The organism is Pseudomonas sp. C9-3 (assembly GCF_032392015.1).
Taxonomy (GTDB): domain Bacteria; phylum Pseudomonadota; class Gammaproteobacteria; order Pseudomonadales; family Pseudomonadaceae; genus Pseudomonas; species Pseudomonas nitroreducens.
In genome coordinates, this window is sequence record NZ_CP135919.1 from 6,208,020 (window position 1) to 6,223,923 (window position 15,904).

The window sequence follows — 15,904 nt, forward strand, 5'->3', positions numbered from 1 at the left end:
GCTGCAGCAACTGCTTTTACGCTGGTGCTGGGGCAGCTACTTGTTATGAACAGTGACCGCGGAAGGTAATGCGCTAAAAAGATAAAGCCCCGAGGTCGGGGCTTTATTGTCCAACTGAGTTGGCGTGCGCTCAGGGTTGCCGGGCGACGGTTTTCACCTGCTCTTTCCAGAAGCCCTCGAGCTGCTGGTTCTTCAATCCCTGCTCGACAAACTTCGGCTCCAGCAGGTCGTCCACCTTCACCTCGTTGCGGATCAGTTTCGCCTTCAGGCTGTAGGCGATGCCATCGGTGTAGTGCTGGCGCAGGGCATCGTCATACAGCGGGGAAAAGTGCGCGGGCCACGGCTCGCCGGAGACTTCGCGTTGCAGCACGCTCAGCGGTACGCCGGAGCGCGATTGCGCTTCCTGGTACGCCGCCTGGTTGGCGTCCTGGGAAACCCACCACGCGGCCTTCAGGTAGGCGTCCACCACCAGCTGGGTGAGGTCCGGATGATCCTTGATGAAGTCCCGCGCGCCCCAGACTTCGGCGCGCATCTTCCAGTCGGCTGGCGCCTCCTTGCTCGACCAGATGACGCGGCCGACCTGCTTGTCTTCCAGCAGGAAGGCATCGCTGAGGGTGAAGAACGCATCCACCCGTCCGGCGCTCAAGGCGGCGGCGCCGGCCTGCGGGTTGAGGTTGAAGATGCGGAAGTCCTCGAAGCCCAGATGATTGGCTTCCAGCAGCTTGGCGAACGACAGTTCCCACGGCCGGCCACGGTGCAGGGCGATGCGCTTGCCCTTGAGGTCGGCGATGGATTTCGCCGTGGAGCCCGGCGGTACGACGAGGTAGACGTTGTTGCCGATGCCGCCGGGGACGATCAGTTGGGTCTGCACGCCCGAGGCGTTGGCGATGATCGACGGCAGGTCGCCGTAGAAGGCGAAGTCGATGCGCTTGTTGGCGAACTCCTCGTTGACGAAGGTGCCCACCGAGCCGGTGGCCGCGGGCACCCACTCCAGCTTGATGTTGCGCTGGGCCAGTTGCTGCTCCAGCCATTTGTCGCGGTCGATGACATAGGCCGGGCCATTGAAGGTGATCTGCCCGGCGTTGGCATAGGCCACCGTGGCGATGCGCAGGGTGGTGGGCTGCTCGGCGGCCAGCGCGTCGCCTGCGAGCAGCACGGCGGCGGCCGACAGCAGGCGGCGCAACGTGCGATGGATCAGGGGCATGGCAGTTACCTCGCTCAGAAGTCGGTGGTGACCGAGACGCCAAAGGTGCGCGGATCACCGAACATCACCGCGGCGGTCTGGTAGCCGCCCGGCAGGGTGTGGTTGCGGTATTCCTTGTCGGTCAGGTTGTTCACGTAGGCGGTGACGCGGGTGGTTTCACCCGGCAGCTCGTAGGTCACCCGCGCGTTGCCCAGGGTGTAGCCGCCGCTGCGCATGTTGGCGCTCTGGTCGTTGGTGAAGAAGTACTGGCGGCTGCGGGTGTTCCAGTCGGTACCGAGGATCACCGCGCCGCCGACGTTCAGCGGGATGCGGTAGTCGGCGCCGATCACCGCCGAGACGCTGGGCGCGCGGACGAAGTGGTTGCCGGAGTAGTCGTCGGTGCCCGAGGTGTAGTCGGTGAACTCGGTGTGCAGCAGGCCCAGGCCGAAGTTGACGTGGAGGTTCTGCACCGGGATCGCCTCCAGCTCGAACTCGGCGCCGTAGGCCTCGCCCTGGGCGCCGTTGGCCAGGCGCGAGACGGTCTGGTTGTTCACCGCGGTGACGATGTTGAGCTGGATGTCCTTGTAGTCGTAGTAGAAGACGCTGGCGTTGGCGTTCAGGCGGCCGTCGAACCATTCCGACTTCAGGCCCAGCTCGTAGGAGGTGAGGTATTCCGGATCGACCTTGGCCACGGTGGCCTGGCTGGTGACGCCAGCGTTGTAGCCGCCGGAACGGAAGCCACGGGCATAGCGGAAGTAGGCGCGGGCGTTGTCGGAGATCCGGTATTCGGGCGTCAGGTCCCAGCTGTAGTCGCTCCAGGTGTTGCTCTCGTCCTGGGTGGCGTTGACGATCAGCGGCGAGTCGACGTTGCCCGGCTGCCACCAGTGGCCGTCGCCGAAGCTCGCCGCGCCGCGGTTGACCAGGCGCTCCAGGTCGATGTCCTTGGTTTCGCGGGTCCAGCGCAGGCCGGCGGTGAGGCTGAAGTCGTCGGTGAAGTTGTAGGTGGTGCTGCCGAAGATGGCGTAGCTCTCGGTCTTCTGGTCGTAGCTGACGTTGTTGTAGTAGCTGGGCACGTAGACGTTGGGCAGCGCCGCGTTGGCGTTCTTCGACTCCAGGTCCTCGTTGAAGTAGTGGAAGCCCAGCACCCAGTTCAGCCGGTCGCTGCGCGGCGAGGCCAGGCGCAGTTCCTGCGACCATTGCTGGCTGTCGGCATAGCTGTAGCTGCGCTGCAATTCCAGCGGGGTGTTGTCGCTGTCGGTCCAGCCGTCGCGGGTGAAGTGTTCGAAGGCGGTGATGGAGGTCAGCTCCAGCTCGCCCAGCTGCCAGACCAGGTTGAGGTTGCTGCCGGCCTGGTCGATCTCGGCCTGGTATTTGGCGTTGAAGTTGGCCTTGCCCAGCTCCGGATCGATGGAGTAGCCGAACTGGTTGGTGCCGTTCGGGCGGGTGCCGTAGCTCACCGTGTTGTAGCTGGCGGTGTCGTGGTAGTGGCGGGCGTGGACGTTGAGGTTGGCGTCGAGGTTGTCATTCACCCGTGCGGCCAGTTGCAGGCGCACGGCGTCATCTTCCAGCGCGCCCTGGTCGTTGCCGTCGTTCTTGTTCTCGGTGTAGCCGTCGCGGCCCTGGTGGTGGAAGGACACGCGCCCGGCCAGCTTGTCATCCACCAGCGCGTCGCTCACCGCGCCTTCGACGATGCGGTTGGCGTAGTTGCCCATGTCGACCTTGAAGTAACCCTCGGGGCTGAAGGTCGGCTTGCGCGAGATGAAGTTGATCGCACCGCCCGTGGTGTTCTTGCCCCACAGCGTGCCTTGCGGGCCGCGCAGCACTTCCACGCGCTCCTGGTCGAACAGCGGGAAGCCGGTGGCGCTGATGTTGGCGATGTACACGTCGTCGACGTAGATGCCGATCGGGCTGACGGTGTTGGCACCCTGGTCGCCAGTGCCCAGGCCGCGAATCCACCAGCGCGGGCGGCCATGGCCGTCGGTGGTGCCGGCGGAGGCGTTAGGGGTATAGCGGGTGACTTCGTTGGCCGATTGCAGCGAGGCATCGCGGATCTTCTCGCCGCTCAGCACGGTGATCGGCGCCGGCACTTCCTGCACCGACTCTTCGCGCTTCTGTGCGGTGACCACTACCTTGCCGAGGGTCGGCGCGGTGCTGGCTTCTTCCTTGTTCTGCGTATCGCCGTCGGCGGCATGTACAGCGACGCTGGCGAGGCCCGCCAGGATCGCGAGGGAAAGGGTGTTGCGTTTGAACATGGTGTCCCCAGGGGGCGGCGAAAAGACGGCTGGCTCTGTGGTGCTCGGTCGTCGCCGCAAGGCATCAAGCTGTTATTGCGTTGCGCTTCTGTTGGCTCACGCGTGATAAGGCCGGTTGGCTTGCGGGGGACATCGCAACTTCCGTACCGACTTTCCAAGTCGCTGATCCTCAAGGATTTTCATGTGAGGTTCTTAGGTTGCTGCTGCTGGCGCAGCAGTCCGTGCTGCCCCGCCGCTGCCTGGGCAGCAGCGGGTCAGCAAGTGCTCAAGGCTTTCGTCGAACAACAGCGGGAACGCCATTTGCAGCTGATAAGCTGATCTCTTGAATGACCTGGAGTTGGCAATGAACACGCTCTTGCCGGAGCAACCTCTGCAACGATTTGCGCGCAATCGGCGCGGCCGCGACTTCGTGGTCGGGGATGTGCACGGCCATTTCGAACTGCTGCAGCGTCTGCTCGATCAGGTCGGGTTCGAGCCGTCCGCCGACCGCCTGTTCGGCGCCGGCGACCTGGTGGATCGCGGTCCCTATTCGCCGCAGGTGCTCGACTGGCTGGCCAAACCATGGTTTGCCTCGGTGCGCGGCAACCACGAGCAACTGGTGATCGACGTGGTGCTGGCCGGCGATGACCGCGACCTGCACTTTCGCAACGGTGGCGCCTGGCTCTACAAGCTCACGCCAGTGACTCGCGAACGCATCGCGCGACGGTTGCAGCAGTTGCCGCTGGTGATAGAAGTCGAGTTGGACGAAGGTCGCCGCGTTGGCATCGTGCATGCCGAAGCGCCGGTTTCCCCGGCATTTCCGGACTGGGACAGCGGCGTCGCCGCGCTGGCTGGCGAGCTGGGAGAGGCCGCCCGGCGCAACGCCGTCGGCCTGGCGATGTGGGCGCGCACCCGGATCGAGAAGGAAGATGCCACGGCGATCGAAGGCCTGGAGCGTCTGTATGTGGGGCATACCGCGCAGAAGGCGGTCCGTCCGCTGGGTAACACCCACTACATCGACACCGGCAGCGGCTATGCCGACGGCTGCCTGAGCATCGTCGACATGCGCAGCGGCAAGGTAGAGACGGCGGCCGCCCGCTGAGCCGCCGCCGGGACGATCACTCGCCGCGAATGTACTGTTCCAGCTGCTGGATCAGCTCGGCCTGCTCGGCGATGGCAGCCTTCACCAGGTCGCCGATGGACAGCAGCCCGAGCAGTTCGCCGTTCTCCACCACCGGCAGGTGGCGCAGGTGCCGCTCGGTCATGATGCTCATGCACTTGTCGACGTTCAGGTGGGTGTCCACGGTGATCACCGGCGCGGTCATTACCGCGCTGATCGGCGTGTCTTCCGAGTTGCGCCCCTTGAGTGCCAGGCGGCGGGCGTAGTCGCGCTCGCTGAAGAAGCCGACCAGCTGGTTGGCCTCCACCACCGGCAGGCCGCCGAGGTTCTTCTCCGCCATCAGGCGCAATGCGTCGACCACCATCGCGCCCGGGGCGATGGTGTAAACCTGCTGGTCCGCCTTGGCGTTCAACAGCTGAGCCACAGTCTTCATTCCTACCCCCTGTTCGTCGTTCACGGCGCGAGGCCCGTGGTTCATAGAGAATCGTGGACGAATCGCGATCCGGCAAGGCCGCAAAGCGCCGTCCGCCGTCACAGGAGCGTCATCCACCTGCGGCGCGACTTATACTGTGATTCCCTTCCCCGTTTCCCCCCACGAAAGACCGGCCATGACTGACGAAGACCTCGACCTCCACGAGCCCGAACACGACCACCTGCTGGACCTCGACGACGACCTCGACGGCCTGCTGGAGGAGGATGCGGCCTTCTTTGAAGACCAGCCCGGCGATCACGAGGAGGAGGACGAGGCAGCGGAGGAATACCAGCCGGGCCTGGACGACGAGGACTGGTAGAGGACTGACCTTCGGACGATACCCGGGCGTCATGATTGGCTGGCAGAATGCTGGCCAGACAATAAAGAGAAAGCACCATGCGCTACGTCACGCTCGCCCTGGCTGTCTCCCTGCTTTGCGGATGTTCCTCTGACGTCCGCCGGGATGACCGCACCGCGCCCATCTCCCTCTACCGCGATACCCGCCACGTGATGGTGGTGAATTTCCAGCCCGACGCCACGGTGGCGGCCAACCCGCGCTGGGGCGCGCTGAAGGCTGGTTGGCGCGAGGCGCTGCGTGACGAGGCGGATTCGGCGGACTACCAGCTCAGCGAGCAGGACGGCGAGCCGCGCGCCACCGATACCCTGTCGACCCTGGTGGTGATCGAAGTGGGCGCCGGTCATAGCGCCAACAACCGCACGAGCAGCGACGGTGAGGAGTGGATCACCTCCACCGTGCGTTACCACGATGGCCTGACCGGCCAATTGCTCGCCTCGCGGCGCTACGAAAGCGAAGCCGATGGTGATCTGTTCAACTCCATGAGTTCGTCCGAAGTCGGCGCCGTGTCTGAGCAGATAGTCGAGGAGATCACCGGAGCCCTGCTGGTCGCCCGCCCGTCCCGCAGCCTGCCGGCGCCGCTGCCTGTCCGCACGCCGGCGCAGCCGCCGGAGGCCGTGCCGCAGCCGATTTCGCCCACCGCGGCGGAAACGGTCGCCCATGTCTCCCAGCCATTGACCAAGGAGCAGCGCCTGATGGAGCTGCAGCGGCGCAACCTGCCGTACGAGGAATACCGCGACGAATATCAGCGGATCATGGGGCGCTAAGGCTGCATGGCGGCGCTGATCGAATTGTTCGCTCAGTTGTTGTTGGTCGATTCCATTGCCAATGATCGAGACGCACCAGCCTGGATCAAGCGATACCGAAAGCCTCTGAGGGTTGCGCTGATCTTCTTGGGCGTCGTGGCAATGCCGCTTCTGGGGCTTATGGCCTGGAGCCTCATCGCTGGATAAGCGAAAAGCCCGTCCCATCGACAGGCTTTGGTGCCGACATCAGAACCAGCCGCTGTTCGACAGTTCCTGCTCGCAGCTCTTGTACTGAGCGCCGTATAACGAGGCGCGAGCCTGGACCTTCTGCGACGTCGCCTTCAGCCATGGCTTCGCGTCATAGCTGCGCTGGCGATAGCCGCCCCAGCCCTCGTGGTAGTTCAGGTACTGGGCATAGGCGTCCCACTTGGAAACGCGGTTCACGCTGTAGGTCTTGTTCATGTACCAGCCCATGAAATCCAGCGCATCGGCGAAGTCATCGCGGTCGGCGCCCCAGCCTCCTGCTTCCTTCTTGTAGTCCGCCCATGTCTCGTCCTTGGCCTGGGCGTAGCCGTAGGCGGAACTGACCCGGCCCCAGGGAATGAAGCCGAGGAAGTAATAGCGCGGTGGCAGGGCGTCGTGCTTGAAGGAAGACTCCTGGTACATCATCGCCATCGGCACCTGGATCGTCCCGCCCCAGCGCTTCTGCACCTTCAGCGCCGCTTCGTGCCATTTCGGCTTTTCGCGAAAGATCTCGCAGAGGTTCTCGGGGTGCGCCGGAGGTTGGGTGGCGCACCCGGCAAGGGCCAGGAGGAGGGCTGGCAGCAGAAGCCGGAGCATGGGGCGGTTTGTCCTTTTCTCGCGCGATGGCGCAAGGCTTATACAACCTTGGGTGGCGAAGAGGAATCGTCGGGCGCCGAGGATAACCCTCGCCTCCGGGCCTGCCGGGATGCCCGGTTCGCACAGTGGGGCGCCGGCAAGCGGCGCAAGGCTTTACAGGCAGAAACGAAAAAGCCCGCTGAGAGCGGGCCTTTCAGGCGGTTTCGCAGATTGCCGGAGGCAACTCGAAACAAGGCAGATGGCGCACCAGGCGGGATTCGAACCCACGACCCCTGCCTTCGGAGGGCAGTACTCTATCCAGCTGAGCTACTGGTGCGTATGCCGCGGCTGGCGCGGCAGGCGGCAATCATACGCATCTCCTTCGCGGGCGTCCAATGCGGGTACGCTCGTTCATGATATCGAACGAAAACAGCCGCCCGTCGGTAGAAAGACCTCGAAAACCTGCAACAACCTGATACCTTCGTTGGTTTTGTCGAACGAGCTATTGCCCTTTGCAGCCGAGGGCCCTAGGATTCGTTTGAGATTTCAAACGCCTCCCCATCACAACAACAGGAGACCGGAGAATTGGCATCACACCAGCCGGCCATCAGCCTGCGGGATGACAGTCTTCCGTTGCACCCACCGCATGTCCCTTGTGACAGGTCTCCGTGCGGCTTCCGTCGATCAGCGTACCGGAAGGTTGTAGGGCAGTCGTACCCCTGGGTCGAGCCCGGGAATCTGTGCGCGAACGAGTTCAACCAGACCGGGCAATGACCCCGGTCTGCGTTTTTTCGTGTCCGCATGCCGAGCGAACTAAGAGCCGTTCGCCTGGCGTCGCCTCCGTGCAGGGGCGGCATTCGCATCCTGCGTCGATACTGATCGGCCGGGGCGAATGAACGGCAGAGACCGCGGTCTCTCCCATCCAGACAACAAGGCAGGCGGGGGACTCGAGGTAGACCCGTCGTCCACAGGCTTTCCTCGAAAGGAGACAGGTCATGCAACTCAATGATGCCAAGCTGTTCCGCCAACAGGCTTACATTGACGGTTCCTGGGTCGATGCCGATAACGGCAAGACCATCAACGTGAACAACCCGGCCACCAACGAGATCATCGGCACCGTGCCGAAGATGGGTGCCGACGAAACCCGTCGCGCCATCGAAGCCGCCGACAAGGCCCTGCCGGCCTGGCGCGCGCTGACCGCCAAGGAGCGCGCCAACAAGCTGCGCAAGTGGTTCGACCTGATGATCGCCAACCAGGACGACCTGGCTCGCCTGATGACCATCGAGCAGGGCAAGCCGCTGGCCGAAGCCAAGGGCGAAATCGCCTACGCCGCCTCCTTCCTCGAGTGGTTCGGTGAAGAAGCCAAGCGCATCTACGGCGACACCATTCCGGGCCACCAGCCCGACAAGCGCATCATCGTGATCAAGCAGCCGATCGGCGTGACCGCGGCTATTACCCCGTGGAACTTCCCGTCCGCGATGATCACCCGTAAAGCCGGCCCGGCCCTGGCCGCTGGCTGCACCATGGTGCTCAAGCCTGCTTCGCAGACTCCGTACTCCGCCCTGGCCCTGGCCGAGCTGGCCGAGCGCGCCGGCATTCCGAAAGGCGTGTTCAGCGTGGTTACCGGCAGCGCCGGCGAAGTCGGCGGCGAGCTGACCAGCAACCCGATCGTGCGCAAGCTGACCTTCACCGGCTCCACCGAGATCGGTCGCCAGCTGATGGCCGAATGCGCCAAGGACATCAAGAAAGTGTCCCTGGAACTGGGCGGCAACGCTCCGTTCATCGTGTTCGACGATGCCGACCTGGACGCCGCCGTCGAAGGCGCGCTGATCTCCAAGTACCGCAACAACGGCCAGACCTGCGTCTGCGCCAACCGCCTGTACGTACAGGACGGCGTGTACGACGCCTTCGTCGAGAAGCTGAAGGCCGCCGTGGCCAAGCTGAACATCGGCAACGGCCTGGAGCAGGGCGTCACCACCGGCCCGCTGATCGATTCCAAGGCTGTTGCCAAGGTCGAAGAGCACATTGCCGACGCCGTTTCCAAGGGTGCCAAAGTCCTCACTGGCGGCAAGCCGCACAGCCTGGGCGGCACCTTCTTCGAGCCGACCATCCTGGTCGACGTACCCAAGAGCGCCCTGGTGTCAAAGGACGAAACCTTCGGCCCGCTGGCGCCGGTGTTCCGCTTCAAGGACGAGGCCGAAGTCATCGCCATGTCCAACGACACCGAGTTCGGCCTGGCTTCGTACTTCTACGCCCGCGACCTGGCCCGCGTATTCCGCGTTGCCGAGCAGCTGGAATACGGCATGGTGGGTATCAACACCGGCCTGATCTCCAACGAAGTGGCGCCGTTCGGCGGCATCAAGGCATCCGGCCTGGGCCGCGAAGGTTCGAAGTACGGCATCGAGGACTACCTCGAAGTCAAATACCTCTGCCTCGGCGGTATCTGATCCGTTTTTTCCGTGGGCGCGAGGTGGCAGGCAAGAGCTGACAGCCACCTTCGCGTCGGCGTTTTCCGGTGGTAGCACCGGACAACCCGTCTGGCGGGCCGCAAGTTCCACGACAGTCGATCATCGTATGCTGTCGCGTGAGGCTTCTCCCCGCTTTCATCCTTTGATCCGGTCGCCCGATGAGCGGCCACTGAGGAAGCTATGAGCAAAACCAACGAATCCCTGCTGCAACGTCGTCAGGCCGCCGTACCGCGCGGTGTAGGCCAGATCCACCCGGTCGTCGCCGAGCGCGCCGAGAACTCCACCGTGTGGGACGTCGAAGGTCGTGAGTACATCGACTTCGCCGGCGGCATTGCCGTACTGAACACCGGTCACCTGCACCCGAAAGTGATCGCTGCCGTTCAGGATCAACTGACCAAGCTGTCCCACACCTGCTTCCAGGTGCTGGCGTACGAGCCCTACATCGAGCTGGCCGAAGAAATCGCCAAGCGCGTTCCGGGCAACTTCCCGAAGAAGACCCTGCTGGTCACCTCCGGCTCCGAAGCCGTTGAGAACGCCGTCAAGATCGCCCGTGCCGCCACCGGCCGCGCTGGCGTGATCGCCTTCACCGGCGCTTACCACGGCCGTACCATGATGACCCTGGGCCTGACCGGCAAGGTCGTTCCGTACTCCGCTGGCATGGGCCTGATGCCGGGCGGCATCTTCCGCGCCCTGGCTCCGTGCGAACTGCACGGCGTGAGCGAAGACGAGTCCATCGCCAGCATCGAGCGCATCTTCAAGAACGACGCTCAGCCGCGCGACATCGCTGCCATCATCATCGAGCCGGTTCAGGGCGAGGGTGGCTTCTACGTCAACTCCAAGGCCTTCATGCAGCGCCTGCGCGCCCTGTGCGACGAGCACGGCATCCTGCTGATCGCTGACGAAGTACAGACCGGCGCTGGCCGTACCGGCACCTTCTTCGCCACCGAGCAACTGGGCATCGTCCCGGACCTGACCACTTTCGCCAAATCCGTTGGCGGCGGCTTCCCGATCTCCGGCGTTGCTGGCAAGGCCGAGATCATGGACGCCATCGCTCCGGGCGGCCTGGGCGGCACCTACGCCGGTAGCCCGATCGCTTGCGCCGCGGCCCTGGCCGTGCTGAAAGTGTTCGACGAAGAGAAGCTGCTGGACCGTTCGCAAGCCGTTGGCGAGCGCCTGAAGACTGGCCTGCGCGACATCCAGGCCAAGCACAAGGTGATCGGCGACGTTCGTGGCCTGGGTTCGATGATCGCCATCGAGCTGTTCGAAGGCGGCGATCACAACAAGCCGGCCGCTGAACTGGTCAGCAAGATCGTGGTTCGTGCCCGTGAGAAAGGTCTGATCCTGCTCTCCTGCGGTACCTACTACAACGTGATCCGCTTCCTGATGCCCGTCACCATCCCGGACGCGCAGCTGGACAAAGGTCTGGCCATTCTGGCCGAGTGCTTCGACGAACTGGCCTGAGCCTCATCGCTCTAGCCGTTCAGGAGAAAGGCCCGCGCAAGCGGGCCTTTCTTTTTGTGCGCCTTTTTTTGTGAGAATTGTCCCCCGAAGTTGATGGCGCGCATGGGAAGCCTGAGGGCTTTGGACTACGCTGCGCAGTATCCGTAGGCCGTTGGCCGGCGGCATCCGAAGGGCCGGGCACTCGGCAGGGAAGGCTCTGGATCGGTTGTTTCCGCCCGCGACGGCATTCGTCCCGAACGAGGTGTGATCCATGAGCGTTTCTCCCGGCGTGCTGGTGGCTGCCAGCGATCCCTGGAGCCGCGAGCTGCTTGGCCAGCTGGTGCTGAGCGTACGCTGCGATGCGAACGTCGAATTCTGCGAAGACGGCGACACGGCTATCGAGGCCTGCCGCCGGCATCCTTTCGCCCTGATCCTGGCGGAGCGCGAGTTACCCGGCAGTGACGGCCTCGAACTGCTGCGCCATGTGCGCATGCGCCGCCGCGGGCCGGTCGCCCAGCCTTTCATCCTGATCAGCTCCAAGGCCGATGCCGCCAGTGTGCGTGCGGCCTTGCCGCTGGCGCCCACCGCTTACCTGGTCAAGCCCTTCAATGCCGAGAACCTGCGCGAGCGGCTGCGCTCGCTGCTGCTCGCACCGGGCGAGAACGTCGTCTGCGAATTGCCCACGCTGGAGCAGAGCCTGTCGCTGGAGCGCTTCCTGCAAACCGAACGCGACGCCACCGAGGGCGCACCGCTGATGGGTGAGGTTGGTGCAGCGGTGAATCGCTGCATGGAAGCCAGTGACATCAACCTGGAAATGCTCGACCAGGAGTTCGGCCATGATCCGCAGATCACCGCCTGCCTGATCTCCGCCGCCAACAGCGCTGCACGGCATGTCGGCATGCCCTGCCAGACGCTGATGCAGGCACTGTCACGCCTGGGTGTGGCGCAGGCACTGAACCTGATGCTGGCGGTCGCGCTGCAGCGCGCCGCGACACTGGCCGACCCGTTGCTGAAAGAGCGCGCCGAGCGCTTCTGGGAGCTGTCGCGGCACACTGCCGATGGTGCCTTCGCCTTGGCCGAGTCCCTGGGTGCCGATGCCGACCGCTGCTTCACCGCCGGACTGTTGCACTGCCTGGGGGACCTCGCGCTGCTGCGCAGCCTGCAGGATTGGCACAGCGCCGGTGGCGCGCTGAGCGAGGCGGAGGTGGAGAAGTCTCTGAAGGAGCACGGCGCGAGCTTTGGCTCCGCTCTGCGCACCCGCTGGCGCCTGCCATTGGAACTGCGCAACCTGATCGCCGCGGCCTACGCCATCGACAATGGCGTGTTCAGCCGCGAGGCGCTGATCGTCAACCTGGCTTCCAGCGCAGCGCGCCTGCCGGAGAGCGAATTGCCGACCCTGACCGAACACAAGGCTGCGCGCATGTTGCGGCTGACGCCGGCGCAGCTGGGCTTTCTAGGCAGAAGCTGAAACGAAAAAGGCCGCGTCGATTGACGCGGCCTTTGCTTCTGGCGAGTAGCGCGATCAGCGCGAAGCCAGCAGTTCCTTGCCGCGGACGACAGCGGCGCGGACCTGGTTCGGTGCGGTGCCGCCGATGTGGTCGCGGGCATTCACCGAACCTTCCAGGGTCAGCACGGCGAATACGTCGTCGTCGATCTGGTCACTGAACTGGCGCAGTTCGTCCAGGCTCATTTCGGCGAGGTCCTTGCCGCTGTCCACGCCGTATTTCACGGCGTGGCCGACGATCTCGTGGCAGTCACGGAACGGCAGGCCGCGGCGTACGAGGTAGTCGGCGAGGTCGGTGGCGGTGGAGAAGCCACGGCGGGCCGCTTCACGCATGATCTCGCGCTTGGGCTTGATCGCCGGGACCATGTCGGCGAAGGCGCGCAGGCTGTCGCGCAGGGTATCCGCGGCGTCGAACAGCGGCTCCTTGTCTTCCTGGTTGTCCTTGTTGTACGCCAGCGGCTGGCCCTTCATCAGGGTCAGCAGGCCGGCGAGGTGGCCGAACACGCGGCCGGATTTGCCGCGCACCAGCTCCGGTACGTCCGGGTTCTTCTTCTGCGGCATGATCGAGGAGCCGGTGCAGAAGCGGTCGGGCAGGTCGATGAACTGGAACTGGGCACTGGTCCAGAGCACCAGCTCTTCGGAGAAGCGCGACAGGTGCATCATCGCCACGGCGGCCGCGGCGCAGAACTCGATGGCGAAGTCACGGTCGGACACGCCGTCCAGCGAGTTGCCGGAGATCGCTTCGAATCCCAGCAGTTCGCAGGTGATAGCGCGGTCGATTGGGTAGGTTGTACCAGCCAGCGCCGCGCTGCCCAGGGGCATGCGGTTGGCGCGCTTGCGGCAGTCCACCAGGCGCTCGTAGTCGCGGCTGAGCATTTCGAACCAGGCCAGCAGGTGGTGGCCGAAGGTCACCGGCTGGGCGGTCTGCAGGTGAGTGAAGCCGGGCATGATGGTGTCGGCTTCGGCATCCGCCAGGCCCAGCAGGCCCTGTTGCAGGCGGGTGATCTCGGCGAGGATCAGGTCGATCTCGTCGCGCAGCCACAGGCGGATGTCGGTAGCGACCTGGTCGTTGCGCGAACGGCCGGTGTGCAGTTTCTTGCCGGTGATGCCGATGCGGTCGGTCAGGCGCGCTTCGATGTTCATGTGCACGTCTTCCAGGTCGACGCGCCAGTCGAAGGTGCCGGCCTCGATCTCGCCCTGGATCTGCTTCAGGCCATCGATGATGGTGTCGCGCTCGGCATCGGTCAGCACGCCGACCTTGGCCAGCATCGTGGCGTGGGCCATGGAGCCCATGATGTCGTGGCGGTAGAGGCGCTTGTCGAAGTCGACGGAAGCGGTGAAGCGGGCGACAAAGGCATCGACGGGCTCGCTGAAGCGGCCGCCCCAGGACTGGTTGGTCTTCTCTACGCTCATGGATCTCTCTCGCTGAAACGGGCAGGCGCGGCGCGCGGCCTGCATGAAGGGCAAAGTGCGACGATAATAGCAGGCTGAGGGACAAAACCGGCGGCGCTTTGGCGGGTTGCGGCCGTGCAGCGGCGGCGAATCGCCGCGGGGCCGGCGGCCGATCCTTGCGCTGGCCGACAATTCCAGGCTTTTGGTCGCACGCGGTGCTTGCCGCCGTGCAGGCGCTTACGGAAACTGCGTCGATGCCCATACTGACGAAGACCGGCGACAAGCCGGCGCCCAACGAAGACTTCTTCATTCCCGAACTCTGCCAGCCCGAGGCGCTGTTCAGCCTCGTGCTGCTCGCCGAGCTGCTGGTGCTCGTGCTGGTGCTCGCCGAGCCGATGACTCCCAGCTTCAACTGGGTGCGCCTGGCGCTGTCCTCGCTGTTCGTGCAGTGGATCGTGCTGCTCTCGGCCGGCCTGCTGTGCCAACTGCGACCGTTCATGGCGCGCTGGCCGACGTGGGTCTCCGGGCTGCTCAGCTGCGCGCTGGTGGTGCTGCTGACCCTGGGCTGCACCTGGGTGGCAGATTATTTCTCCCTCGGCGGCCCCATGTCGCGCACCGGCGAAGTCAATCTCTACCTGCGACACGCATTGATTGCGCTCATCATGTCCACGCTGTTGCTACGCTACTTTTATCTCCAGAGCCAATGGCGGCGGCAGGAACAGGCCGAGCTGCGGGCGCGGATCGAGTCGCTGCAGGCGCGCATCCGTCCGCACTTCCTGTTCAACAGCCTGAACAGTATCGCCAGCCTGATCGAGATCGATCCGGGCAAGGCCGAGCTGGCGGTGCTGAATCTTTCGGATCTTTTTCGCGCCAGCCTGGCCAAACCTGGAACATTAATTTCCTGGGGAGAGGAACTTGAGCTGGCCAGACGCTATCTTTCCATTGAGCAGTTCCGTCTTGGCGACCGGTTGCAGATGGACTGGCAGGTGAGCGGCGTGCCCGATGGTGTGCCGATTCCCCAGCTGACACTGCAGCCGTTGCTGGAGAACTCATTGATTTATGGCATCCAGCCGCGCATCGAAGGCGGGCTGGTGAAAGTTGAGGCGGAATACCGTGACGGTGTGTTCCAGCTCTGCGTGAGCAACCCGTACGACGAATCGACCGAGACGCTGCCCACGAAGGGGACCAAGCAGGCCCTGCAAAATATTGCAGCGCGACTTGCGGCACTTTTCGGGCCAAAAGCTAGTCTCAGCGTCGAGCGCCGTGACGGACGGCACTTCACCTGTCTACGCTATCCATGTGCGCGTCTCATGCAGGAAGCCTGAGCTTATGAATGTCCTGATCGTCGATGACGAACCCCTGGCGCGAGAGCGCCTGGCCCGGCTGGTGGGGCAACTGGACGGCTATCGCGTCCTCGAGCCCTCCGCCAGCAACGGTGAAGAAGCGCTGACGCTGATCGACAGCCTGAAGCCGGATATCGTCCTGCTGGATATCCGCATGCCCGGCCTGGACGGGCTTCAGGTGGCCGCCAAGCTGTGCGAGCGCGAAGCCCCGCCGGCGGTGATCTTCTGCACCGCCCATGATGAATTCGCCCTGGAGGCGTTCCAGGTCAGTGCGGTCGGCTACCTGGTCAAACCGGTCCGCAGCGAGGACCTGGCCGAGGCCCTGAAGAAGGCCTCGCGGCCCAACCGCGTGCAACTGGCGGCGCTGACCAAGCCTCCGGCGGCCGGCGGCCCCGGCCCGCGCAGTCACATCAGCGCGCGGACCCGCAAGGGCATCGAGCTGATCCCGCTGGAAGATGTGATCTTCTTCATCGCCGACCACAAGTACGTGACCCTGCGCCACGCTGGCGGCGAAGTGCTGCTGGACGAGCCGCTGAAAGCCTTGGAAGACGAGTTCGGTGATCGCTTCGTGCGTATCCACCGCAACGCGCTGGTTTCCCGCGAACGTATCGAGCGCCTGCAGCGCACCCCGCTGGGGCACTTCCAGCTGTACCTGAAAGGACTCAACGGCGATGCGCTGACTGTCAGCCGCCGCCATGTCGCCGGTGTCCGGCGGCTCATGCACAACCTGTAGCGACACAGTGCCGCAGCGCCTGAAGCCCGGGGGGCGGCCCCCGGGCTTTTCGTTTGCGTGAGCTGTTATCATGCGGGCACTTTCTTGCACGCTTCCTT

Annotated in this window: 13 protein-coding genes and 1 tRNA gene; 8 read left to right on the top strand and 6 right to left on the bottom strand. The window is 64.4% G+C overall.

Annotated elements, in window-relative coordinates; translation table 11 throughout:
- Nucleotides 1–130: 130 nt before the first annotated feature.
- Nucleotides 131–1,204: an ABC transporter substrate-binding protein gene (locus RS899_RS28480; protein WP_315808615.1), complete on the bottom strand. Its 1,074-nt coding sequence runs from the start codon at nucleotides 1,202–1,204 to the stop codon at nucleotides 131–133.
- Nucleotides 1,205–1,218: 14 nt separating this feature from the next.
- The gene (locus RS899_RS28485; RefSeq protein ID WP_315808616.1) at nucleotides 1,219–3,435 is read right to left on the bottom strand and encodes a TonB-dependent receptor; all 2,217 of its coding nucleotides are present in this window, start codon (nucleotides 3,433–3,435) and stop codon (nucleotides 1,219–1,221) included.
- 343 nt (nucleotides 3,436–3,778) lie between these two features.
- Here RS899_RS28485 and RS899_RS28490 point away from each other — a divergent pair, with 343 nt between their 5' ends.
- Nucleotides 3,779–4,516: a metallophosphoesterase gene (locus RS899_RS28490; RefSeq protein ID WP_315808617.1), complete on the top strand. Its 738-nt coding sequence runs from the start codon at nucleotides 3,779–3,781 to the stop codon at nucleotides 4,514–4,516.
- Nucleotides 4,517–4,532: 16 nt separating this feature from the next.
- Here RS899_RS28490 and RS899_RS28495 read toward each other — a convergent pair whose 3' ends face one another.
- Entirely contained in the window at nucleotides 4,533–4,967 is a 435-nt protein-coding gene (locus tag RS899_RS28495) for a CBS domain-containing protein (protein WP_315808618.1), read from the bottom strand.
- A gap of 175 nt (nucleotides 4,968–5,142) precedes the next feature.
- On the opposite strand from RS899_RS28495, the gene RS899_RS28500 reads away from it, so the two are divergent.
- A complete protein-coding gene (locus tag RS899_RS28500; protein WP_054910192.1) occupies nucleotides 5,143–5,325 on the top strand; it encodes a hypothetical protein in 183 nt (60 codons plus the stop codon).
- A gap of 77 nt (nucleotides 5,326–5,402) precedes the next feature.
- Entirely contained in the window at nucleotides 5,403–6,128 is a 726-nt protein-coding gene (locus RS899_RS28505) for a hypothetical protein (protein ID WP_315808619.1), read from the top strand.
- A gap of 225 nt (nucleotides 6,129–6,353) precedes the next feature.
- Here the strand turns inward: RS899_RS28505 and RS899_RS28510 are convergent, their stop codons facing one another.
- Both RS899_RS28510 and RS899_RS28515 read right to left on the bottom strand, forming a co-directional pair.
- Nucleotides 6,354–6,947, bottom strand: a complete 594-nt coding sequence (locus tag RS899_RS28510; protein WP_054910194.1) for a hypothetical protein — start codon at nucleotides 6,945–6,947, stop codon at nucleotides 6,354–6,356.
- Between the two features lie 239 nt (nucleotides 6,948–7,186).
- Nucleotides 7,187–7,263 (bottom strand) — tRNA-Arg (locus RS899_RS28515).
- 658 nt (nucleotides 7,264–7,921) lie between these two features.
- Between RS899_RS28515 and gabD the strand changes: the two genes are divergently transcribed.
- The 3 genes from gabD to RS899_RS28530 all read left to right on the top strand — a co-directional run bounded on the left by gabD (nucleotide 7,922) and on the right by RS899_RS28530 (nucleotide 12,302).
- Nucleotides 7,922–9,373 (top strand): NADP-dependent succinate-semialdehyde dehydrogenase, encoded by a 1,452-nt coding sequence (gene gabD, locus RS899_RS28520; RefSeq protein ID WP_054910195.1) that lies wholly within the window; start codon nucleotides 7,922–7,924, stop codon nucleotides 9,371–9,373.
- 201 nt (nucleotides 9,374–9,574) lie between these two features.
- A complete protein-coding gene (gene gabT, locus RS899_RS28525; RefSeq protein ID WP_315808620.1) occupies nucleotides 9,575–10,855 on the top strand; it encodes a 4-aminobutyrate--2-oxoglutarate transaminase in 1,281 nt (426 codons plus the stop codon).
- A 250-nt stretch (nucleotides 10,856–11,105) separates the two neighbouring features.
- Entirely contained in the window at nucleotides 11,106–12,302 is a 1,197-nt protein-coding gene (locus RS899_RS28530) for an HDOD domain-containing protein (RefSeq protein WP_315808621.1), read from the top strand.
- Between the two features lie 54 nt (nucleotides 12,303–12,356).
- On the opposite strand, the gene argH is transcribed toward RS899_RS28530, so the two are convergent.
- On the bottom strand, nucleotides 12,357–13,751 hold the full coding sequence (gene argH, locus RS899_RS28535; RefSeq protein WP_205338578.1) for an argininosuccinate lyase: 1,395 nt from the start codon (nucleotides 13,749–13,751) through the stop codon (nucleotides 12,357–12,359).
- A gap of 233 nt (nucleotides 13,752–13,984) precedes the next feature.
- On the opposite strand from argH, the gene RS899_RS28540 reads away from it, so the two are divergent.
- Nucleotides 13,985–15,055, top strand: coding sequence for a sensor histidine kinase (locus tag RS899_RS28540; protein WP_054910199.1), 1,071 nt, complete (start codon nucleotides 13,985–13,987; stop codon nucleotides 15,053–15,055).
- A 4-nt stretch (nucleotides 15,056–15,059) separates the two neighbouring features.
- Nucleotides 15,060–15,806 (top strand): alginate biosynthesis regulator AlgR, encoded by a 747-nt coding sequence (gene algR, locus RS899_RS28545; protein ID WP_024766394.1) that lies wholly within the window; start codon nucleotides 15,060–15,062, stop codon nucleotides 15,804–15,806.
- Nucleotides 15,807–15,904: the final 98 nt, after the last annotated feature.